The organism is Daejeonella sp. H1SJ63, assembly GCF_029360775.1.
Lineage (GTDB): Bacteria > Bacteroidota > Bacteroidia > Sphingobacteriales > Sphingobacteriaceae > Daejeonella.
In genome coordinates this window covers 71,764-94,625 of the sequence record NZ_JARKMZ010000025.1, presented here as the reverse complement: position 1 = coordinate 94,625, position 22,862 = coordinate 71,764, and the positions used below count along the sequence as shown (strand labels likewise).

18 protein-coding genes are annotated in these 22,862 nt (G+C 41.9%); 7 read left to right on the top strand and 11 right to left on the bottom strand.

Going from position 1 to position 22,862, the window contains the following annotated elements; all coding sequences use genetic code 11:
• Positions 1–34: 34 nt before the first annotated feature.
• Together P2W72_RS07220 and P2W72_RS07215 are read right to left on the bottom strand one after the other, a co-directional pair.
• Positions 35–709, bottom strand: a complete 675-nt coding sequence (locus P2W72_RS07220) for an arylesterase (protein ID WP_276360326.1) — start codon at positions 707–709, stop codon at positions 35–37.
• Positions 710–898: 189 nt separating this feature from the next.
• On the bottom strand, positions 899–1,057 hold the full coding sequence (locus P2W72_RS07215) for a hypothetical protein (protein ID WP_276360325.1): 159 nt from the start codon (positions 1,055–1,057) through the stop codon (positions 899–901).
• Between P2W72_RS07215 and P2W72_RS07210 the strand changes: the two genes are divergently transcribed.
• On the top strand, positions 1,043–1,282 hold the full coding sequence (locus tag P2W72_RS07210; protein ID WP_276360324.1) for a hypothetical protein: 240 nt from the start codon (positions 1,043–1,045) through the stop codon (positions 1,280–1,282). The genes P2W72_RS07215 and P2W72_RS07210 overlap by 15 nt on opposite strands.
• Before the next feature lie 146 nt (positions 1,283–1,428).
• Here P2W72_RS07210 and P2W72_RS07205 read toward each other — a convergent pair whose 3' ends face one another.
• A complete protein-coding gene (locus P2W72_RS07205) occupies positions 1,429–2,430 on the bottom strand; it encodes a carbon-nitrogen hydrolase family protein (RefSeq protein WP_276360323.1) in 1,002 nt (333 codons plus the stop codon).
• Between the two features lie 287 nt (positions 2,431–2,717).
• Between P2W72_RS07205 and P2W72_RS07200 the strand changes: the two genes are divergently transcribed.
• A complete protein-coding gene (locus P2W72_RS07200) occupies positions 2,718–3,428 on the top strand; it encodes an ABC transporter ATP-binding protein (protein WP_276360322.1) in 711 nt (236 codons plus the stop codon).
• Entirely contained in the window at positions 3,415–5,985 is a 2,571-nt protein-coding gene (locus P2W72_RS07195; protein WP_276360321.1) for an FtsX-like permease family protein, read from the top strand. Before P2W72_RS07200 ends, P2W72_RS07195 begins: the two co-directional genes overlap by 14 nt.
• Positions 5,986–6,148: 163 nt before the next feature.
• Here the strand turns inward: P2W72_RS07195 and gltX are convergent, their stop codons facing one another.
• Positions 6,149–7,666 (bottom strand): glutamate--tRNA ligase, encoded by a 1,518-nt coding sequence (gene gltX, locus P2W72_RS07190; protein ID WP_276360320.1) that lies wholly within the window; start codon positions 7,664–7,666, stop codon positions 6,149–6,151.
• 168 nt (positions 7,667–7,834) lie between these two features.
• Here gltX and P2W72_RS07185 point away from each other — a divergent pair, with 168 nt between their 5' ends.
• Genes P2W72_RS07185 through P2W72_RS07175 form a run of 3 tightly spaced genes read left to right on the top strand, consistent with a single transcriptional unit; the run spans position 7,835 to position 9,967 of the window.
• Positions 7,835–9,061 carry a HAMP domain-containing sensor histidine kinase gene (locus P2W72_RS07185; RefSeq protein WP_276360318.1) on the top strand — a complete coding sequence of 409 codons (1,227 nt, stop codon included), beginning with the start codon at positions 7,835–7,837 and terminating at the stop codon, positions 9,059–9,061.
• Positions 9,042–9,548, top strand: a complete 507-nt coding sequence (locus tag P2W72_RS07180; protein WP_276360317.1) for a DinB family protein — start codon at positions 9,042–9,044, stop codon at positions 9,546–9,548. Before P2W72_RS07185 ends, P2W72_RS07180 begins: the two co-directional genes overlap by 20 nt.
• Positions 9,545–9,967, top strand: a complete 423-nt coding sequence (locus P2W72_RS07175; RefSeq protein WP_276360316.1) for a hotdog fold thioesterase — start codon at positions 9,545–9,547, stop codon at positions 9,965–9,967. Before P2W72_RS07180 ends, P2W72_RS07175 begins: the two co-directional genes overlap by 4 nt.
• Positions 9,968–9,992: 25 nt before the next feature.
• On the opposite strand, the gene P2W72_RS07170 is transcribed toward P2W72_RS07175, so the two are convergent.
• The 6 genes from P2W72_RS07170 to P2W72_RS07145 all read right to left on the bottom strand — a co-directional run bounded on the left by P2W72_RS07170 (position 9,993) and on the right by P2W72_RS07145 (position 20,657).
• Positions 9,993–11,705, bottom strand: coding sequence for a sodium:solute symporter (locus P2W72_RS07170; protein WP_276360315.1), 1,713 nt, complete (start codon positions 11,703–11,705; stop codon positions 9,993–9,995).
• A gap of 108 nt (positions 11,706–11,813) precedes the next feature.
• Complete coding sequence (locus P2W72_RS07165) at positions 11,814–11,996, bottom strand: hypothetical protein (RefSeq protein WP_276360314.1); 183 nt, start codon at positions 11,994–11,996, stop codon at positions 11,814–11,816.
• 70 nt (positions 11,997–12,066) lie between these two features.
• Positions 12,067–14,514 (bottom strand): PIG-L family deacetylase, encoded by a 2,448-nt coding sequence (locus P2W72_RS07160; protein WP_276360313.1) that lies wholly within the window; start codon positions 14,512–14,514, stop codon positions 12,067–12,069.
• Between the two features lie 385 nt (positions 14,515–14,899).
• Positions 14,900–17,263: a prolyl oligopeptidase family serine peptidase gene (locus tag P2W72_RS07155; RefSeq protein ID WP_276360312.1), complete on the bottom strand. Its 2,364-nt coding sequence runs from the start codon at positions 17,261–17,263 to the stop codon at positions 14,900–14,902.
• Between the two features lie 4 nt (positions 17,264–17,267).
• On the bottom strand, positions 17,268–17,801 hold the full coding sequence (locus tag P2W72_RS07150) for a hypothetical protein (protein WP_276360311.1): 534 nt from the start codon (positions 17,799–17,801) through the stop codon (positions 17,268–17,270).
• Positions 17,802–17,945: 144 nt separating this feature from the next.
• Positions 17,946–20,657, bottom strand: coding sequence for a M14 metallopeptidase family protein (locus tag P2W72_RS07145; RefSeq protein ID WP_276360310.1), 2,712 nt, complete (start codon positions 20,655–20,657; stop codon positions 17,946–17,948).
• Between the two features lie 133 nt (positions 20,658–20,790).
• Between P2W72_RS07145 and P2W72_RS07140 the strand changes: the two genes are divergently transcribed.
• Positions 20,791–21,555 (top strand): EcsC family protein, encoded by a 765-nt coding sequence (locus P2W72_RS07140; RefSeq protein ID WP_276360309.1) that lies wholly within the window; start codon positions 20,791–20,793, stop codon positions 21,553–21,555.
• An 11-nt stretch (positions 21,556–21,566) separates the two neighbouring features.
• On the opposite strand, the gene P2W72_RS07135 is transcribed toward P2W72_RS07140, so the two are convergent.
• The gene (locus P2W72_RS07135; RefSeq protein WP_276360308.1) at positions 21,567–22,859 is read right to left on the bottom strand and encodes an FAD-dependent oxidoreductase; all 1,293 of its coding nucleotides are present in this window, start codon (positions 22,857–22,859) and stop codon (positions 21,567–21,569) included.
• Between the last annotated feature and the right edge of the window lie 3 nt (positions 22,860–22,862).

Below are 22,862 nucleotides of genomic sequence, written 5' to 3'. Positions count from 1 at the left end.
TTAAGTTAAAGCCCGGAGCATATCCGGGCTTTTTTTATAGCAGATCTTTAAGAACAAGCCAAACGTTTTCAGCCAGTATTTTATGCCCTTCCGGAGTTGGATGAATACCGTCATTCTGATTCAGTTCAGGTATGCCACCGACTTTATCAAGCAGGAAAGGAACCAGAGCCATATTGTTTTTCTTTGCCAGTTCGGCGAAAATTACCCTGAATTCTGAAGCATATTTATTTCCCATATTTGGCGGAACTTCCATGCCGGTCATTATCAGTTTAGCTTCCGGATACTTTGCTTTTACCTGATCAACAATATCCTGAAGGTTTTGCCTGGTTTCTGCTACCGGAATCCCTCTGAGTCCATCATTAGCCCCAAGTTCCAGGACAAACACATCAACTTTTTGCTTTAAAATCCAGCTGATTCGGGCTTTGCCGGCAGCTGTGGTTTCTCCGCTTAGTCCGGCATTTGTAATACGGTACGGAAGATTAAGCGAATCAATTTTATTGCCAATCACTGCAGGAAATGCCTCTCCGGGCTCAACACCCAATCCGGCAGTAAGGCTATTTCCAAAAAAGAGAATATTTTTCTTTTCAGTTAGGGTTTGGGTATTCAGACTATCGGCAGATTCGCCGTTTAATTTTTTAGTATCGCCACTTCCACAGGCTGTAAGAACTGTGATTAGAAATAGCAGACCGTATATTTTCGATTTCAGCATATGGTTTGATCTATGAAAAACCGAAAATACTGTTTTAGGGTTTTGTTTCCTACAGGGATTTTGGATGATGGTATTTGTGTTTAATATTTTCTGAGTACAGATGGTGGTATTTTATTAGTCCACTCAAGAAATACGGCTTACTACTAAGATGCTGATGTTTAATACGCCACCTTCAGGGTGAAGCCTATCCTACAGTCCGACTTTTTGCCAGGCAGCCTGACTGGTTTCACGGGCAATAAGCGCTCCTTTGAATAGACTTCCTGAAAACATGATTGTACCTGAGGCACTTTCAATCCATTCAAGGCTGACAAAAAAGTTGTCTTCAGCAACGATATGATAAGAACTCAAATCGACAAACAATTTTCCATTCTACACATGGGCATTTACAATGATATTCTTATCCTGGATAAGTTTGGCGGGAAGCCCAAATCTTTAAAAAGCCTGCTGCAGTTCTGTGAGAAAAATAAACTTTCTTCAGCTTTAGTTACAAGGATTGACAAAGAGTGGGAGCTAATCTTTAATGATATACAGCTAATTTTGTACCTGCTGCGTATGCCTACCTGGTGGGGATGAGGACCTTGCAGCAGGGTTAGGAATTAAACAGGCGTATATAGGTTAAATTCCTAACCCTCTCTAAATCCTTTCCGGAGTTTTAGTGGATCAGGTTACTATCTGTCAATTGCTGCTGGCTCTCTGCTTTTAGCTGGAAATCACCGTACTTATTCCAATTGCTTTTTTCTAAACATTCTGGAACGGTCAAAATAGGTATCAAGAAGTTCGATATCGAATTCCTTAACCATCTGTTTGGCATTAATGGCTTTATCCTCACTGGAAATCATCACCGCTCCAACTTTTCCGGGGTCATGAATGCTAACGGCATCCCCGTATTTCGTCTTTAGCTTCTTAAGTTTATCCCAGTTATAATCCAGATGCGCTATTTCATAATCCAGGTTAATGGTGGCCAGCGTATAATTGAAGTAATTGGTACTGCTGGCAACAATCTCTCCCAGCGGATTAAGAACTTCCGAAGGCAGTTGTACAATTCCAATGGCACTTACAAAATATGAGCGGCAGGAATAGGCCCATTGGCTTTGCATCAGTCCGCCATGGTAAAGCGAGGAGAAGAGGATGATATCAGGCTGTAGTTTCGAATATTTTGCACGCAATTCATCATAATTTAAATCAAAACATATAGCCATTCCAACTGTACCGAAATCACATTGAAAAATCGGGGTTTGATCACCGGGTATAACTCCCTGTTCCATCTCAGAAATAGTTGGGAAGTTCTTATGATATGTCCCTGCTATTTTCCCCTCTCTGTCCAGTAAAATCAGGGAATTGCGAAGGCCTTTATCAGCTTCATGTAATGATCCAAAGGCGATATAGCAATTATTCTCCCGTGCTATTTTGGCAAAAAAGTCCGAAAGCCTGTTTTTTCTAACCTCCAGATATATTTTTTGTTCCGAAGTACTCAAGCCTACCGGCACATCACAAACTTCAGGTAAGACAATCAAATCCAGTTTAGATTTAAGAACCTGATTGAGCTGGCCCTGCCAGAAACTAATCATCTGTTCTACTAAAACCTCAGGTGACTGATTTTTATTGATGGAAGGGGAAGCCCCGATCGTCGCAATTTTTACCGGTTTTGATGCCTGAGCTATTGGCATCAAAAATAAGAACAGCAGCAGGCTGGCGATGGTAAACTTTGATTGGTTTTTCATAAGCTTGTTTTCAAAGTATGTTAAATTGACTAATGAAAATTTAATGTACCCAATTACCCACATCCCTTTGTACAGCTTTCAGTAAGCTTCAATCAGGATTTATAAAACAATATAAGGCTTTAAGGGGATAATTAGGAATTGAAAATGGGAATCTAACGCTATTACTGTAGAAAGAATGCCCCCCACTCCATCCAAATAATATGAGATGATTTTTACAATCACTGTACCCCATTTTGTTTATTTTGCAGGAACTGATTAATCTATAGCCAATTATTAAATCAAAACGAGTGGATATTATACTTAACATTCAGAATTTATGTAAAACCTATCAGAGCGGAGGGCGTACCCTGACAGTGTTGAATGATATCAATTTCGCTATTGAAGCAGGTTCTACCATGTCGATTGTTGGTCCTTCGGGAAGTGGTAAGACCACTCTTCTGGGTCTTTGTGCCGGACTGGATCGATCCAGTTCGGGTATCGTTGAGCTCAATCATATCCGTCTGGATAATCTGAGTGAGGATCAGCGCGCTCATGTAAGAAATCAATATGTTGGTTTTATTTTTCAGAATTTTCAGTTACTTCCTACCCTGACAGCACTTGAGAATGTGATGGTTCCTCTGGAGCTGAGAGGTGAGAGGAACATCCGTCCGCGTGCATTGGAATTGCTTGACAAGGTTGGTCTTGCAGATCGCGGCCATCATTATCCTGCTCAGCTATCCGGTGGAGAACAGCAAAGGGTTTCTCTGGCCAGAGCCTTTTCTAATTCGCCTAAAATTCTGTTTGCGGATGAGCCTACGGGTAATTTGGATGCTGAAACTAGCGAGAAAGTGGTTAAGTTATTATTTGATCTGAACAAAGAGGCGGGAACCACCCTGGTTCTTGTTACTCACGACCTGGAGCTGGCCTCTAAAACTCAAAGGATCATCCGTATTAAGGGAGGATCTGTGATTGCCGATAAATTAACAAACCCTGAAAGCACTGAGCATGCCGGAGTTTAATCAATTACAGACTGATCAGCCAAAGGGTTCAGTTAATTTCAGCTGGCTCTTGTTAATGGCATGGCGCGACAGTCGCCGTAACCGTTCAAGACTCTTTTTATTTATCTCATCTATCATATTGGGTATAGCAGCATTAGTTGCTATTTATTCTTTTGAGTATAATCTTAAAAAAGATATCGACTCACAGGCCAAGAGCCTGCTTGGTGCAGATCTGGTTATTGAAACCAACAAAGCAGTGAAGCCCGAAGCGCGTCCTGTGCTGAATTCTTTGGGCGAAGCGCGTTCTGAAGAGCGGGGATTTGCATCAATGATCTATTTCCCGAAGAATGGGGGCACCCGTCTGGTAAATGTAAGAGCTCTTTCGGGTGATTATCCTTATTACGGAGATATTGAAACGAGTCCGGAAGCAGCGAGCCGCAGTTTCAGAAATAATCGTGAGGCACTGGTTGATAAGACCCTCATGCTTCAGTTCGATGCAAAGACAGGAGATTCAATACAGGTTGGCGAATTAAAATTCAGGATTGCGGGTGTGCTGAATAAGGCTCCCGGTCAAACCAGTTTTTCGGCTTCCGTAGCTCCTATAGTTTATATACCACTTTCTTATCTGGAAGAGACCGGACTTTTACAGAAGGGCAGCAGGATTACTTACAATTTTTATTACAGGTTCAGTCGGGATACGGATATTGATAAACTTGTGAAGAAACTGGAGCCTCGGCTCGAAAAACTGGAGCTGGATTATGAAACCATAGAATCGCGTAAGGAAAATACGGGCAGATCATTCGAAGATCTGACCGGGTTCCTGGCTTTGGTGGGTTTTATTGCACTTTTGCTGGGCTGTATTGGTGTGGCCAGCGCTATCCATATCTATATTCGCGAGAAGATTAATACCATAGCTATTCTTCGCTGCCTTGGGGCGGGTTCCGGACAGGCATTTATGATTTATATGATCCAGATTGCCGGTATTGGTTTGCTTGGATCGGTAATAGGAGCATTGCTTGGAACCCTGATTCAGCAGTTTCTTCCGATTGTTTTAAAAGATTTCCTTCCGGTTGAGATTACAGTAGTTATTTCGTGGTTAGCCATTGCTCAGGGTATTTTAATCGGACTGGTAATCTCTATTCTCTTTGCTCTTTTACCGCTTGTTTCGGTACGGAATATTTCTCCGCTGAACACCCTCCGGATTTCATTACAGGAAACATCCCTGTTTAAGGATCCTCTGAAATGGCTGATATATGGAATTATTGTGCTGTTTGTGTTTGGGTTTACCTATCTGCAGGTAGGCTCTTTGAAGAAAACTGTTTTCTTTACCGGAGGTGTGGTAACCGGTTTTGTAACTCTTGCTGCTTTGGCTTATGCCATGATGTGGCTTACAAGAAGATATTTCCCGTCTTCATGGAGCTATTTATGGAGACAGGGTTTTGCCAATCTTTTCCGCCCAAATAATCAGACACTGATTCTGGTAGTGTCTATCGGATTGGGAACAGCATTTATCTGTACTCTTTTCTTTGTTCAGGATATTCTGATTAACAGGGTAACGCTTTCATCAAGTAAGAATCAGCCGAATATGGTACTTTTTGATATTCAGAGTAGCCAGAAACAGGCTGTGAATGAACTGACCAGAAGTATGAATTTGCCGGTTCTGCAGGAAGTTCCTATCGTGAACATGAGAATGACAGAGATCAAGGGGCGGAACTATGCGGATTATAAAAAAGACAGCGTTGCCTGGGGTGCCATGCGCGGACTGGAGCGTGAGTATCGTGTAACTTACCGGGATAGTTTGAGCGATTCTGAAAAACTGGTCGATGGTGTATGGACAGGCAAGGCAGAGCCCGGAAAACCGGTTTATGTATCTCTGGAGGATGGATATGCTAAACGTATAGGCGTTAAAGTTGGTGATGAACTGATGTTTAATGTGCAGGGGGCGCCATTGAAAGCCATTGTTGGCAGTACCAGAAAGGTCGACTGGAATCGTATTCAGACCAATTTCATTCTGATTTTCCCGGCCGGTGTACTCGAAGAGGCCCCTCAGTTTCATGTTCTGTTAACGCAGGTTCCTTCCAATGAAATTTCAGCCCGTTATCAGCAGGCTGTTGTACGTAATTTCCCGAACATTTCTATGATAGATCTTGGACTGGTTCTGAGTGTGCTTGATGAGATTCTGGATAAGATGGGCTTTGTGGTACGTTTTATGGCCGCTTTCAGTATTATTACCGGATTGATTGTATTGATTGCCTCTGTGCTGATCAGTAAATATCAGCGTATCCGTGAAAGCGTATTGCTGCGTACCATTGGTGCTAGCCGTAAGCAGATTCTGGCTATTACTGCATTGGAGTATTTCTTCCTCGGAGCCCTTGCCACAGGAGCGGGTATCATTCTGGCCTTACTGGCAAGCTGGGGACTGGCAAGGTTCAATTTTGAAACCAGCTTTACACCGGATTTGTTGCCGGTTTTGCTGTTGTTCCTTCTGATCAGCTCATTAACGGTTCTGATTGGCTTATTCAACAGTCGTAGCGTGTTGAACCGGCCGCCGCTGGAGGTGTTGAGGTCAGAGGTATAAAGACGGGCACTGTTAGTCCTGATTTGTCATGGGCAGGAGGTACGACGAAGCAATCTCATGCCCGAAGTCATCGCCTCAGGTCAACAGATTTCTCCTCGCCTTACAGGTTCCTTTTAACATTAAAATTCCGTTCGTTCGTCGAAAAGACGTGGTTACTATCTTCTTACTCTGCCATAAATGCAATTACCGCTTTCTTAATCCTTGAGATGGTTTCCTCTTTTCCAAGAAGGACAGCAATATCAAATACTCCCGGACCGAATTTTCCGCCAACGAGCATTATTCTCATAGGCAGCATCAGTTCGCCCGGTTTAATAGCTTTTTCATCGGCAAGAGCCTTGAAAGCTACTTCCAGGCTGGCTGCTTCCCAGGTTTCTGCTTCGTATTTTTTGATCAGTTCATTAAAAAACTCTGTTTTAGCATCAGACCATTTAGGTTTAACAGCATTCAGATCATAAGATGCAGGCTGTTCAAAGAAGAAGGATGCCTGTTCCCAGAAATCCTGAAGGAAGGTCATGCGCTCTTTTACCGTTTCAAGCACTTTTTCGAAATATTCATTATCCTCAACCTGGATGTCTTTAGCTTTCAGGATCTCAAGTACCTGATGCTTGATACCCGATACTTGATTCTTCTTGATATACTCATGGTTAAACCATTTCGCTTTTTCAAAATCGAATTTTGCTCCGGCCTTGCTCACACGCTCAATACTGAATTTTTCGATCAGCTCATCCATACTGAATATCTCCTGTTCGGTGCCGTCATTCCATCCCAAAAGAGCCAGCATATTAACAAAAGCCTCAGGCAGATATCCCATTTCCCGGAATCCACGGGTAGTTTCTCCGGTCTTCGGGTCTTTCCAGTTCATTGCATAAACCGGGAATCCCAGGCGATCGCCGTCGCGCTTGCTTAATTTACCATTGCCGTCAGGTTTAAGAATCAGCGGCAGGTGTACCCACTCTGGCATATCCGCCTTCCAGCCAAGATATTCCCAAAGCAGGATATGCACGGGTGCCGATGGAAGCCATTCTTCACCTCTGAAGGCATGACTGATTTTCATCAGGTAATCATCCACCACAACCGCCAGATGGTAAGTTGGCATACCATCAGCTTTTAATAATACTTTATCATCAACCAGATTAGTTTCAAAACTCACACCCCCGCGGATCATATCATAAAAATGTACCGTTTCATTAATTGGAATCTTGATACGAATCACGTGGGGAACTCCCTGCTCAAGGAGTGTTTTTGTTTCCTGGGCTGATAAGGTCAGGGAATTGCGCAGACTATTACGATTTTCATGTCCGTAGCGAAAATTTGCCGTGACCTGCCTTTGCTGATCAAGCTCTTCAGGAGTATCAAAGGCATAGTAAGCATAACCATCATTCACCAGCTGCTCAGCATATTTCCTGTAATTTTCTTTACGTTCACTCTGACGGTATGGGGCATATGGACCACCATTTAGCGGGCCTTCATCCGGATTTAAACCGCACCAGGCCAGACAGTCAAGAATATACTTTTCTGCACCTTCCACGTAACGGCTCTGGTCTGTATCCTCTATTCTTAGAATAAAATCACCACCATGCTTGCGGGCAAACAGGTAATTAAATAAAACAGTTCTTACTCCGCCAAGGTGTAAGCCTCCGGTAGGGCTTGGTGCAAATCGTACTCTAACTTTCTTTGTCATTGCGCAAAGTTAAAATATTGTTTTATTTGTACGTTTTAAGTTGTACGTTTTAAGTTATACGTTTGGTGATTTGAATTAACAGATAAAGAAAGAGAGAATGCGTATTTCCATTTTGTAATCAAAATACCCGTTCTCTCTTTCAGTTTCCTTTTGTAATTTGCTGAAAATATGAACCCATACGAACGGAAACGGCGCTGGAAATTTATCTTACTTGCATTTGCCATTGTAATTGCAGGAGCTTCGCTGTGGTATACAAATTATCTTGTTAAGAATATATCTGCCGCAGAGCGTACAAGGGCAGAGCTTTGGGCAAAAAGTACGCGTAATATTATTGCCATGCCCGATGTGAATGACGAGTATATCACATTCATTTATACTATGAGGGACAGCCTTGCTGTACCGGCGATTGTAGTTGATTCTGCAGAGAATATCATTACCTGGCGGGGGCTGGACAGTGCCAAGACCAATTTTGATCTTGATGCCGACAGCACTAAAAAATATGACCCCAAATACTTTAAGAGGCAGCTTAAGGAGATGAAAAAGCAGCATCCCGATCCTATAGTTCTGGAACTTGATAACCGGAATAACGAGAAATGGTTTGTGTATTACAAGGATTCTGAGTTGCTTACTGAGCTGAGGGTTTTCCCTTATATACAGCTTTCTGTTATTGCAATTTTCCTGCTGGTAGCTTATGGCGTTTTCAGTTCATCAAGAAAGTCGGAGCAGGATCAGGTATGGGTGGGACTTGCCAAAGAAACAGCTCATCAGCTGGGTACACCTATATCTTCATTAATGGCATGGGTGGAGCTGTTGAAATCAAAGTTTAATGTGAGCGATGACCCTCTGATCATGGAGATGGAAAATGATGTGAAACGACTTGAAACAGTTGCCGATCGTTTTTCAAAAATAGGTTCCAAACCAGTATTGCATAATCATGTTGTTTATGATGTGGTAGAAGAATTTGTCAATTATTTCAGGGTTAGGGTAACTGATAAGATCGAATTTATTTTAACCGGTGATAAACAGGTTGAAGCGCTGATTAATGTTCCTTTGTTTGACTGGGTAATTGAGAATATTCTGAAAAATGCTGTTAATGCTATTGAAGGTACAGGCACAATAAGAATTGAGATTAAGGAAAACCTGGTCAGGGAGCAGGTATTTTTAGATATTTCAGATACCGGTGCGGGTATTCCAAGAGGGAACTTCGACACTGTTTTTCAGCCCGGATATACAACGCGTAAAAGGGGCTGGGGGCTCGGACTTTCGCTAACCAAAAGGATAGTTGAGAACTATCATCAGGGAAGTGTTTTTGTTAAAGAGTCTGAAATCGGGAAGGGAACAACATTCAGAATTGTATTAAAAAGTGATTTAACATATGAACCGACCGAAAGCTGATGAATATCCTTTGTTTTATAAGGGATACATTGATACCGTAAAGGACGATGTTCTGACCGAACTTGAACAGCAGGCTGAGTCTTTTCCTTTATTTTTAAAAGGAATTCCTGAAGTAAAGGCTTCATTTGCCTATGCCGAAGGTAAGTGGACAATAAAAGAGCTTGTTGGACATGTTATTGATACTGAGCGGATCATGGCTTACCGCTTACTGAGAATTTCGCGGAATGATACCACACCGCTGGCCGGATTTGAAGAAAATCATTATGTGGCTAATGCACATTTTTCAGACCGGAGTTTGATCAGTATGGCCGATGAATTTGCTACAGTAAGAAAGGCAAATATGTTCCTGATCAAATCACTGAATGAAGAAGAGCTGGGCAGAGTTGGAATTGCAAATGAAAAACCCATTAGCTCAGGAGCGCTTCTTTTCATTATGGCCGGTCATCTGAATCATCATCGTCGGATTTTACAGGAAAGATATTTATGATCTGGCCGAAAGAGTATAGTATCAGTGAGCTGAATAATCGTCCGAAGGGTCATATCGGCGAATTGCTGGGAATAGAATTTATAGAAATTGGCCCTGATTTTATTTCTGCCAGGATGCCGGTTAATGAGAAAACTCATCAACCCTATGGGATTTTACATGGGGGAGCATCTGTTGTGCTCGCCGAAACACTCGGAAGTGTAGCATCAAATCTCATGCTTAATTCTGAAAAATATATCGCTGTCGGGCTCGAGGTTAATGCGAATCATCTAAGGCCTGTGAAATCGGGCTTTGTAAAGGGTATTTGTAAGCCCATACATATTGGGGGTAAAACTCATGTCTGGGACATCAGGTTATACGACGACAGGGGGAAGATGAATTGTGTAAGCAGGCTGACTGTAGCGATTGTTCCAAGAACCTGATTTGCTTCTGAATCTCAATTCACCTCTAAGTATTCAATGCCGAAGAGGTTGCTAATGTGTTTTTTTGAAACCTTTGCAGTATCAAAGCGATTAGTACCACCAGCACACAGCCTACTACATTCAGCCATAAGAAAGCCATGATATCCATCATCCAGCAGCCGAATACAATTACTTCTGTTATGATGGCGGCATAGAATGTGGCTGATCCGCCAATTTTTTTGAGGTAAAAGGCGACCACAAAAATTCCAAGTATTGTTCCGTAGAAGAGCGATCCCAGGATATTTACAGCTTCCAGAAGATTTCCCATTTCACTGGCATATAAGGCCATCAGGATGCAGAAAATCCCCCAGATGACGGTTGCCCATCGCGAAGCAGAAAGATATTTTTCATCAGATGCATCTTTATTGATCAGTCTTTTATAGATATCAATCACTGTGGTGGATGCGAGTGAATTTAATGAACCGGCGGTTGATCCCATGGAAGCCAGAAAAATGATGGCAATCAGTAACCCAATGAGTCCCTGAGGCAGGTACCTGGTTACAAAACTCAGGAAGACATAATTATTATCATTGGTATCAGCTTTCGGATCATTTTTCTTCATCAGATCAACAGCCTGCTGACGAATAGCCCTGGTCTTTTTATCGGCTTCTTCCAAAATGCTTCTTTGAGTGTTTATGGCTTGTTCATCATCCTGGTCAAGTGCTTTTTCCAGAATATGTATTTGTGCCTGTTTCTCAACAAATGCATTGGAATAATCGTTTTTAATCTTGCTTATTTCTTCTTTATATTCACTTTTTTCAAGCTTCCCCAGCTCATAGCTGTTAAAGAATACCGGTGGCTGCTGATACTGGTAGAAGGTAAACACAAGTACTCCAATCAGCAGGATCAGAAACTGCATCGGTATTTTTACCAGTCCGTTCATGAGCAAACCCAGTCGGCTCTGCCCGATAGATGAGCCTGTTAAATAGCGCCCTACCTGGCTTTGATCCGTTCCAAAATAGGATAGTTGAAGAAAAAATCCGCCAATCAGGCCGCTCCATACAGTATATTGATTGTTCCAGTCGAACTTGAAATCGATAGCATTGGTACGGCCCATTTTTCCGGCAATCTGCAATGCCTTTCCCAATCCAACATTATCAGGAAGTAACCTCACAACAAGAATTCCGGCAAGGAGCAGTCCCAGAAAAATGATCGACATCTGCAGCATTTGGGTATAGGAAACCGCTTTGGTTCCGCCGTAAACAGTATAGCTGATCACCAATCCGCCAATAAACAGGGTAGTATAGGTGGTATCAATATCCAGTATGGTCGAGAGGATAATCGAAGGGGCGTAAATGGTAATTCCAGTTGAAAGTCCGCGCTGTATCAGAAATAAAAATGCGGTTAGAGCCCTTGTTTTCAAATCGAATCGATTCTCAAGGAATTCGTAAGCCGTGTAAATTTTCAGTTTGTGAAAAATTGGAACGAAGGTAATGCAGAGTACAATCATTGCCAGAGGCAAACCAAAATAAAACTGTACAAACGACATTCCCGAAGAAAAGGCAAGTCCGGGAGCAGAAAGAAATGTAATCGCACTGGCCTGGGTAGCCATTACCGACAGTGTAACGCTGTACCATGGAAACGACTGGTTACCCAGAAGATATCCCTCGATATTTTCTGTACCACGACTTTTGTAAATGCCATATACAACAATTACAAGCAGGGTAATGAAAAGTACTAACCAGTCTAATCCGCTCATTCAAATATTTTAGTGAACAGATAGAAAGATGCAATGAGGAAAACCAGCCATATTATCAGAAGATAATAGAACTGGTTCCAGGTTTTTACAAATGGTGGAAGATCCTGATCAGGCTTCTTCACCATGCTGAACAACATTAATCCAGAATCCTGCAGAAAGTAGTCCGAATATTGCGCCTAATACCATATAGCCAACTGAGCCGGTTACTAAGCAAGCAGTAGCAATTCCGCATAACATAGCCGGAACAACATAATAAGCACTATAAGCGCGATGATTGTTTTGAGTTTTCATCTGTTTATTTTTTTGTTTTTAATGATAGTCATAATCCTGCAGGTTTTAGCAAAATCATGATGGTTTCATATTAGTTACCCTTGTTTAATGTGATCAAATTTACAAATAATCTGTATGCGCCGGGTATCCCTGCAGGTAATTCCCTGAAGAATGCCAATGAAGTATAAACAAATCGTCCCTTCCCGAAATTGCTGACCAGAAGTGAGCCGTCTTTCGGACTTTCACCCTGATCCTTCATACTCAGAATCCTGCTGTATTTTGGATCTGCTGCATTGGTAAAATATAAGCCTCTTTCCTGAATCCACCCTTCAAAATCTTTAGATGTAATCTTGTTTGGATAGTTTAACACAGGATGATCTTTTTCCGGGAATACTACTTCAGCATCCTCCTCTGTTACCCTGTCGCGTGAAATCTTAAATGGATACGGGCCTATATCCTGAACCAGTAAGGGATTACTGACATTATACTGAACCAATAATGTCCCTCCTTTGCTTACATATTCCATCAATTTAGGCTGCATAAGAGCAAGTCTTTCGTTTACGTTGTAAGCCCTCACTCCGGTAATGATTGCGTCATATTGGTTCAGGTTGCCGTTCATCACTTCTGCTTCAGTGATTGTATTTACCTGATAACCTATTTGCTGAAGCGATTCAGGTATAAGATCTCCTGCACCCGGAATATATCCAATCTTTTTTCCTCCTGTTTTCAGATCCATACGGGCTATTTGAGCCTCTGCTAAAGGGAACAATGTTTGCAAAGGAATATGATCATAATCAATCACTTTATTCCCACGGTTTAGAATTTTCCCTTCGCTTTGGATGTTCAAAACAAATTTTCCTGCTGCTGCATTTTCGCCGGGACTGACCGTGAACTGAACTGTTTGCTCATCGCCCTTTTTGCTGAGCTGAAATGTATATTGTACAGGATCGATTTTCCACCCTTCAGGAAGCCGGGGGATAAGGATTCCGGAGCTCTTATCGCGATAACTTTTTAAGTGTACCTGAATGGTCTTTGTTGTATTTCCTGCCAGTACGAACGCCTTCTCAGCAATACTGGCGGTTACTGCCGGAGCAATGATGAGCGGCTGATAAATCTCACCTCTTACCTGATCTGTATATTTATAAATCACCGGACGTTTATAGCTCAGGTTTTTTCCGTTTATATTAAAAACAAAATCAATATCGGCCGCGGCAGGATTTTCAGGATGTCCAACCAGTTGCAGATCCCTGATTGTATATATTCCAGGCGGATGATTTTCATTAAGCCAGTAAGGATCAGTGATGTTATTTGCCAGGGCAGATCCCTTTAAACTCTTTAATCCTCCTTTTTTAAGATCAGTATTCTGAATTTTATTATCTACAGAAACAAGTTTTACACTTAAGTCTGATTGTAAAACCACTTCTGATCTGATTTGAATACTATCACCTGAAGCATATGTGGACTGTGCGGAGTAACTTTCAAACCATAACCCTGCAGCGGCTGCTATCAGATCTTTTAATTCTCTGCTTTTTTGCTCTTTCCAATAACCTTGCGGCAATTTTTCGACTTGTTTTAGAATATTAATCAATGCCGTGACTGATTCAGAAGGTCTATCGGTATTAAAACTTTGATCAGCCTGCCGGATCATCTTTCCAATTGCCTCTCCGCCCGGGATCCTGTTCCAGTTGCTGTTTATACCTTCGAAAAGTTCTTGCTTAGCCTGCTGACCTGCAGTATGTACAAAATATTCAAATGCTTCGCCTCTTTGCTTTGCGCTGCCAAAACCCTGACTTTTATGATGTGTTCTGCTTTCGGCTGCAATCTCACCGTAACCTTTACCCAGCAGGGGGTTAAAAGTGCCAACATCAATCCTTAACTGATCATCTGCGGTAGTATTGAGCCCGCCGAAATTATAGGTATTCCATAAAATTCTTTTTGTCTGCCATGCTTCAACATATTTCAGCTGCTCCGGAAAACGTTTTGGGTCGCCGGCAGCCAGAAATGCTTCTCTTGCTATGATAGCTGATGCCGCATGCTGACCATGACCTGCACGTGCATCTTCAGGAAAACGGGTGATGATAATATCAGGACGCAGTTTCCGGATTACCCATACAGCATCGGCCAGTATCTGTTCCTTATTCCAAATGCGGAAAGTTTCATCTGATGTTTTCGAAAATCCAAAATCAATGGCTCTTGAAAAATATTGTTCTGCTCCGTCAGTCCGTCTGGCAGCCAGTAATTCCTGAGTTCTGATCAGTCCAAGCAGTTCAGATTGCTCATTCCCGATCAGATTTTGTCCTCCGTCGCCTCTTGTAAGAGAAAGATAAGCAGTTCTGAAATTTTTCTCCTTGGCAAGAAAGGCCAGCAGCCTTGTGTTTTCATCATCCGGATGTGCCGCAATGTACAGGGCAGATCCCAATACATTTAATTTTTTCAACCCCTGTTTAATCTCTGCAGAATTATACTGAGGAGAGGGCTGCCCCGATAAAAGGGCCGGAATGAAGAGAAATATTATGAGTACTAATTGGCGAAAGTTCATACTGATCCATGAATTAATTCGAAAAATAATCAAAAAACAATGGCTATCAGGAATGAATCAAAAAATTTACCTGTTGCAGATTTTTGACTTATTGGGGATGGATGGAAACCGTATAAAGGACAAAAACGGTCAGATATTAAATACCTGACCGTTTTCCCCAAAAATTACAATTTAAAACTTGTAGATCCCTGAAGCTTTCATCCGCCTCTCAGAGTACAATCGCTGCATGACTGAAAGGCGTTTAAACGAAATAGCCTCAAGGTTGATTAACCTTTATTTTTTAAAATTACGATTTTTCATTATTTATCTAAAATAAGTTTTCAACATTTTTAACTCAAAATAATCGGCTATATGAGTATTAATTAATCATTATTCTTTCTGAGAACTATTTTAAAGTAGCTTCAAACAGCTTGTAAATACGTTTATATTCATCTGTCCAGCTTGAAGGTTCAACAAAAGCATGGTCCTCAACCGGGTACACTGCAAGTTCCCATTTATCTTTTTTCAGTTCGATAAGACGCTGTGACAAACGAATAATATCCTGAAAATGAACATTCACATCCACCATTCCATGTGCCATCAGCAGGTTGCCTTTCAGACCTTCTGCAAAGTAAATAGGTGAGCTTCGCTTGTAAGCGATTTCATCATCCGCAGGTTCATTCAGAATATTTGCTGTATATCCGTGATTATAATGAGCCCAATCAGTAACAGAGCGTAATGCCCCTCCTGATTTAAATACTTCAGGAGCATTGAATAATCCCATCAGGGTCATAAATCCACCATAAGATCCACCGTAAATACCCACATTTTCAGGATTGACACCATATTTCTCAACAAGCATTTTTACTCCATCTACATTATCACTAAGATCTTTCCCGCCCATATGCCGGTAGATTCCTGTACGGTGATCACGTCCATAGCCAGAACTTGCAGTATAATCAATGTCAATAACTGTGTAGCCATTATCAGCCAGCAGATTATTAAACATATACTCCCTGAAATATTGACTCCACCAGTAATGCACATTCTGAAGATACCCTGCACCATGAACAAAAACCACGGCTGGTTTTGTCGGAGCCGGTTTTTCAGGCGTATAAACACGTGCATAAACATCAGCACCGTAGCGGTTTGTAAACTTTACCATTTGGGGCTCTCTCCAGGCGTAAGATTTAAATTCTGCACTAACAGAGCTGGTGATCTGCTTTGCTTTAGCTCCCGGTTTATTTTCCTGGAGATATAACTCCCATGGTTTATTTGAATATGAATAACGTATGGCAAGCCATCTTTCATCGGGCGACAGACTCACTTCATTGCCTCCCTTCATAGAACTGAGCTTCACAAAAGTTCCACCGCTAACAGGGATTCTGTAATAATGCGTTATTCCCGGATGTTCCATATTTGCGCTGAAGTAAAAGCTCTTCTTATCATTTGATAGCCTGAGTGATTGCACCTCATATTTACCCGAAGTGATTTGCTTTTTCTCTCCGGTATTGATATTCATGGTATAAATATGCGAGTATCCGCTTGCCTCACTCTGAAAATAAAATGTACTATTATCAATCCAGGCTAAGTTGCCGGTTCCGAAAAATCCACCAATTCCCGGCCCGCCAATCCATGCTTCATCTCTTTGACGGTCAAGAAGTGAAAGTTTGCCGCTTTGCTGATCCAGGTTCATGATCCAGCGGTCTTTATTGTCTAAAGCCGATACCACTACTACAGCTTTGGTGCCATCTGCATTCCAAACCGGGATATTGATGGATACCTTGCGATCTTCATTCTTTTTGGTTCTTTCTTCCAGCTGTTTTGGGTAGTCTTTCACATAGTCCGGAAGATCTTTAATTCCGGGGATATCCTTAGTTATAACTGCATAAATGGTATCACGCTGAATGTCATAAATAAAACCTTCATTTTCTGAAAGGGTATTGCCAACTTTGGTTCGGCCGGGGATATCTTCAGTATAACCACTGGTAGTTACATAATTGGGTACATGGGTATTTTTATTGCCTTCAGCCCGTTTCATGATTCGGAAAGCAATATATTTTTCATCCGGACTCATGTTCAGGCCGATGAGCATACTGCGCTCATCCAGATAGAATTCTTTTGGGTCCTTAATGGCATTTAACTTATTCTTTTGCTCATTGTTTTTACGTTCATTTTCCCTCTTTTTGATGATATCAAATTCACCGATCTGATCTTTTCTTAGCCATTGATCCTGCTTGCTCAAAGGCATTTCTGGTCTGTTTCTGTTTCTGGTAAAATTACTCAGCTGAACAAGTGAGCCGCCATTAATTTCCAGACTGAATAAATTATCGCCGCGCTGAAATAATACTTTGCTTTCATCTTTACTAAAAACCGGATTGCTTTCCCGATCCATTGTTTTGGTGAGTGCTGTTTCCTGTCCGTTAGCAATAGCCAATAGAAAAATATCTCCATTGCGCTCAAAAAGAGCCTTCGATCTGTCTTTGGAGTAGCTAACAGAAATTCTTTTCAGTATTCTGCTCAGCTCTTCTGCCGATTTAACAGGCAGGTGCTTATCTATGGAAATCTGATAAAGCTGATCCTCATTTAATTTATCCGGATTCCAGTTAAAGTATATATTCCGGCTGTTCAGATCCCATTGTATGTCTGAAGGTGCAACACCCATCCATTTTGGATCGCGCATGATTTTTTCTACTGTCAGATTGCCAAGTTCCTGAGCAGATGCGTAAATGGTTCCAAAGATGAAAAAGCAGATCAGTAATCTTTTCATAATATTAGTTTTCTAAATAAAATTCGGCTTTAAAGCGTAGTGATTTATTTCTTTCAAGGATATAATAAAATCTTTTTTTGTCAGCACTGAACTCCATGATCCAGCGGTTTGTTGAGGCTGAAGGGAGCAGTTTAGCAGTAAAGGCATCTGCAGGAAAATACTGGCTGAGCGTCGTTCCCAAGCTTATATCTGAATCTCCGCCATAATTCGTTATGCTGTCCTGACTGCCATCAGCATGCCTGTGATCATGTTTCAACTGAATTCCATGTCTGCTTTTCTTTAAAATCCAGGTACGGGTTTTGTTTTCTCCTGCATTGAAGGGCAGACGAAGCTCTGATCTTTTAAACTGTAGAACAGTGAAACTTAATTCCTTGCCCCAGAAATCATTGGCTTTTGTAGTATCCGGCATATAAATGGCTTTTCCGTAAATGGTTTTGCCCTTAAAAGATTTGAGGTGGTTAAAAAACTCATTGCTGCTCTGCCCGAACAAAAATGTACAGTACAGAGTCAGAAATGCCGTTATGTATAATGGCTTCATTCTAATGATGTAGTAAAAACATGCCGACAAGAATTTTTCTTATGAAGAAATATTTCTCGGGTACTTAGCTGGTTAGTTGTCAGGGGCTGAAATTACAGAATAATTTTTACACCCCTGATTTTACATAATATCTATCCCGGATGATTATTTTTCTGAGTATTCGTAAAGTTGATTGAAAAGCAGTTTAAATGTTCCGTGTGTTTGCGCTCTGAAAGTGATCTCAGGACCGAAAGCATATAATTTACCTTTGCCGATCTTTGCTTCGAAACCTGTTACTCCATCCCGCAGGTAGGCCTGCCCCCATGCCCATCCGCTTCGCAGAGGCGTTGGGTCAGAGAACCATAGTATAGGTTTAATATCACCTTTGGCTATTGCTTCAGTTGATATCCGGAAAACCGGATTGTTATTAAAATAGATGTCTGCTTTTGACGGCATTCCCCATGCAGCGCTAAGCGAATTGTCGACACTAACATTGAGTACACTTCCCGGAACATAATATTTTTCATTCGGTAACCTGCGTTCTTGTCCGTCAGAGCCCATTTCTACCAATGAGTTTCTGACAGGAAGGCCAAGATGATATGCCAGGTTGGTACTGCTGCCTGTAGCAACAATTTTTCCGCCCTGCTCAATAAATTTCTTTAACTCCGGAATAGATTTATCCTGACTTATCCTTCCAAGCTGACCTCTGAATTCAGCAGGAATAGAATCCTGCATTGAGGCGTAATTGCCACCTGTACCTGCACGGTTGGAAACGGCAGGAATTGCTCCCGGAACGAAAACGATCACATCAAATTTTGATTTCAGATTACCCGAATCAATATCCTGAGCGTAGATTACTTTTGCTTTATAGCGAAACTGCTCCATGATGAGGCGAACCCAGCCTGATGCCATTGAACCGCCATAGGTATCCCAAAGTGCAATGCGTAATTCGTTTAATCTGCTGATGTTTTTGGGGCTTGCAGAACTGCTTCTGTAAGTAAGCCCCGGGTTTGATTCCAGGTTTTTCAGGATTCCTGAAACTTTCGGATTCCCGGGGATATAAAAGTCGCCTTTGCTCTCTCCGCTATTGATGCGGTAAACTTTTTCACCGGTATTGAGCAGTTCATTCACAGCAATAAACGCATTGTTTGCCTCGGCATTGATCATGTACGATTTTGAGGCAACAGGGGTAAGTACTTCACTTTTCTGCAATTCGCCGTATGGAATTTGCTCAAACGGGCCATTGAAATCTTCAAACATACGGTCAAACGCTACATTCATTAAATAAGCAAGGGTCCATCCTGCTGCATCGTAAGGTGCAATCGGAGGTCCTCCGGCATATTGGAAATCGTTGGGATGGTCCTGTGGTTCAAACATGTCCAGAATATGAGGTCTGAAGGCCTGATTGGTCTTGATGATGTAGGAGCCCTTTGGATAATTTTTATTTCCTGCACTAAAATCCTCACTTGCTTTATGAACAAGAATCCCGGAACGGATCAAAGTGTTTACAAATTTTATTGCCGTCTGAAAATCTTTCTGGTCCGCAGGAATAATGTATCCTCTTGCATCCCGTTTAGCCGGATCGCGCATGATCTGCTCAAAATATTTTGTTGGAATGGACCCGTTCGAAGCAATTTTTGATGCAGGCTGTTCTTTGCGGTAGGCTTGTTTAATAGCTTCTACTTTATTTGGGGATAGTCCCCAGGTATCTTTGCTTCCCTTATCTATCGAATTCCTGCCCATCAGGTAAATATTATACAGCAATTCATCGCGATGACGCCGGGCAAAATCCAGAACGGCATAGTTCATGGATATTGAATAATCAATTGACTGTCTGAAATGCCATTTCTGTGGGGTAACAGGAAAAGTTGTTCCTCCATTGGGGATCAACCTGTCGGGTACCAGTGTAATCTGTGAAGGTGTTGGCCCTCCGATCGTTTCTGTCAGAAGTCCGATCATATTGTGAAAATAGGTGGTAGTTCTTAATCCACCGTTATACCAGGTAGAAAACACAGAACCATATTTCTGGGTATATCCTGGTTTGTTCTCGCTGTTCAGTCTGTTGTTCATAGCGGCACCAACCGCATCGAGGCTCGTCATCAGAATCGGATCGAATACATAATTGAATGGATCGCGGTAGGGTGCACCTGCTACCACCGAACCTTCCGGTCCGCGCTGATGGTGGTTGTACATAATTTGTGGAAGCCACTCTACGAATAACTGCCTGCTCATATTCTGAGTTTCCTTCAGGTTCATCATGAAGAAGTCGCGGTTATTGTCATGCCCGGCGTATTTTTCGTATAAACGGGGCAAATGTTCCAGACTTCGTTTTTCAGGTGTTTTTTCGCGCATATACCAGTTGCTCACCAGCTCATGGCCATCCGGATTGGCATGGGTCATTAAAATAATGGTGTTATCAAGAATCCGGAGTGTTTCTGCATCCTTCCGGCTTACCAGATTCCAGGCTGTTTCGATCAGTTGGTGAATACCCAGGGTTTCAGTCGAATGCAGACCCCCGTCGATCCAGACAATTGCTTTCCCCTGCTCTGCAAGTGAGCGGGCCTCTTGTTCTGTCAGGCCCTCAGCACGTGCAAGTTTTTGTGATATTTCTTTATAAAAATCAAGCTTTTTCAGATTTTCAGGTGAGGAAATGATCATCATTGGCTGATTTCGTCCCTCCTCAGTCAGTCCGATGCTTTGAAGTTTAACCCGGTCTGATCCTGCCGCCAGTTTTTTAAAATATTCTTCAGTCCTGGTAAAATTGGCTAACTGATAATCATCACCTATGGTAAAGCCGAAATGCTCTCTGGGTGAGATCTGTGCAAAAGAAGTACTTATCAGAAATAAACTGATCAGCAATACAGAAAACTTACGCATGTTTTGAATCTTTAATTGGTTTTGAGTATGCAAGGTAGTAAGTTGAAAGTAAAAATTAATGAGCAACTAAGCATATATCTTTTGATCTGCTTTCGCTTATATTTATTGTTTTCGCACAAATCATCAGATTTAAATGCTTCCTTACGAAGAAAAGGCATATCATGAACTTGAGTTATGGAAGAAAAAATTCCTTAAGAAACCTTCTTTGTTCGATCTGGCCTCGAAAGGTTTGCAAAACCGGGTAAATAAATTAATTCCGGAAAAAGTGCATCAGGGCATTACCCTTGCAATTGAAAAAATGGTTAAGGCCGTGCTTTTCGGAGCTAAATATATTACTTCAGCTCCGAGACAGGACAGTTCTTTACAACTCAGGGAAGCATTCGTCAGAGAAAGAATAGAATTTTACAGAAAAACAGCATCGGCAGAGGGAGCAGTAACTGGTGCCGGAGGTTTTCTTCTTGGGATGGCTGAATTCCCGGTTCTGATAGGAATAAAGATGAAGCTGCTTTTTGATATCGCTGCTCTTTATGGCTATGATGTGAAAGATTATCGCGAGAGGCTTTATATTTTGTATGTGTTTCAACTTGCATTTTCGAGCCGGCAGGCCAGGGCCAGGGTTTTTCATCAGCTTGCTGATTGGGATGCCTATGTAAAAACTTTACCAGGGGATGCTGAAAAGTTTGACTGGCGTACTTTTCAACAGGAGTACAGGGATTATATCGATCTGGCAAAGATGGCACAGCTAATTCCGCTTATCGGTGCCGCAGTAGGTGCTGTGGTGAATTACAGACTGATCAATAAGCTCGGTGAAACTGCCATGAACTGTTACAGGATGAGGAAGATCAGTCCCCTGAAAATTATTAAGGATCCATCGTTAAGGATTAATCCTAAGAAATAGCGGGACTGAAATTAACGCAGCAGGTTTCCGGCCATATCCACCCGGATATTATAAGGCTGGAGGTATTTGTCGGCAAGAACTCCGAATTCTTTCCTGCTGATATTCCTTTTCGGATCAAAACTGCTGTTTAGCCTGAAGCTTTGTTTCCAGCCTTCTTCAATTTCTTTTTTCAGCTCATTGCCGCGGGCTGCAGTAAACATGAGCAAACTGATTACATCTTCAATGGTCAGTACTTCATTTTTATTATCGGCAAACCAAAGCTGGCTTCTGGTATAGAACTCCTTCATCGATACCTGAAGTTCCTTATGACTTACCGTACCCGCGGTATCAAAGCGGATCTCTTCATTAATTATTTTAGGTTTGATCAAACCGCTGAGCCCAAGCCGCTGAAAGGCCAGAAAATTAGGATCATTCCTGTCGATATCAGAATAAGGGATAAGTAAGGCATTGAAAGCCAGCAATTCACCCTGAGTGACTCTGACATTGATGTTTTTTGTGGTTGTTTTGAAGAATGCACAATAGGCGGCTATGGTACCTGCTGCACGGCCGGCCGACATTTTTGCCGGTCTTAGTCCGGCGATTTGCCTTGGCAGGATGACGAAATTTTCTACAGATTGAGGAATGAGCGCAGCCATAGGCAGCAGAGTACGGAAAGTTCCTGCTCCGGGATAAGCAAGGGCAACTGTAGTTCTGTACAATTTATTATCAAATGGACTTGAGCTGTTTCCGGCTAATGCCATTGTTTTTTTGGTGTCTATGCCCAGCAGAACAGAAACAGACAGGTTTTCGGTGGCATCAACCACTACATCTGCCTTGATTCTCTCGCCTCCCTTTAATCTGACCTCCCATCCCTTTCCATCTTTTTTTAAATCATCAACCACATTATTATGATTCAGGCTCAGATTTTTTACTGTGTCAGCAATACTTTGCATCAGGCTCACAGCCTGCTCAAGCTTAAGCTCTGACCTGATCAGGGAATCTGTAGCAGGAGTTCTTTTTCGGGCCTTCATGGCATAATAATTCCTGATATGGGTGATGAAGCTGATGTCCTCAGAGGTAAAAACAGGATTTACGGATAATGATTGAGTAAGGTAAATGGTTTTCGCACCTGAACGGGCCGATTGAATTGCTGCTGCAACTCCTTCAGGAGTATTCCCTACAACCAATACGCCTGTTTTTGAAGTTTGTGCCTGAATGCTGATACAGGCAAAAAAAAGAATGCTGAAAAGTGATATCCCTTTGATCATATTTAGTTTAAATTGAGCATAATTTACAGTTTCTTTGTTAAATTTATCAATAACCATTAA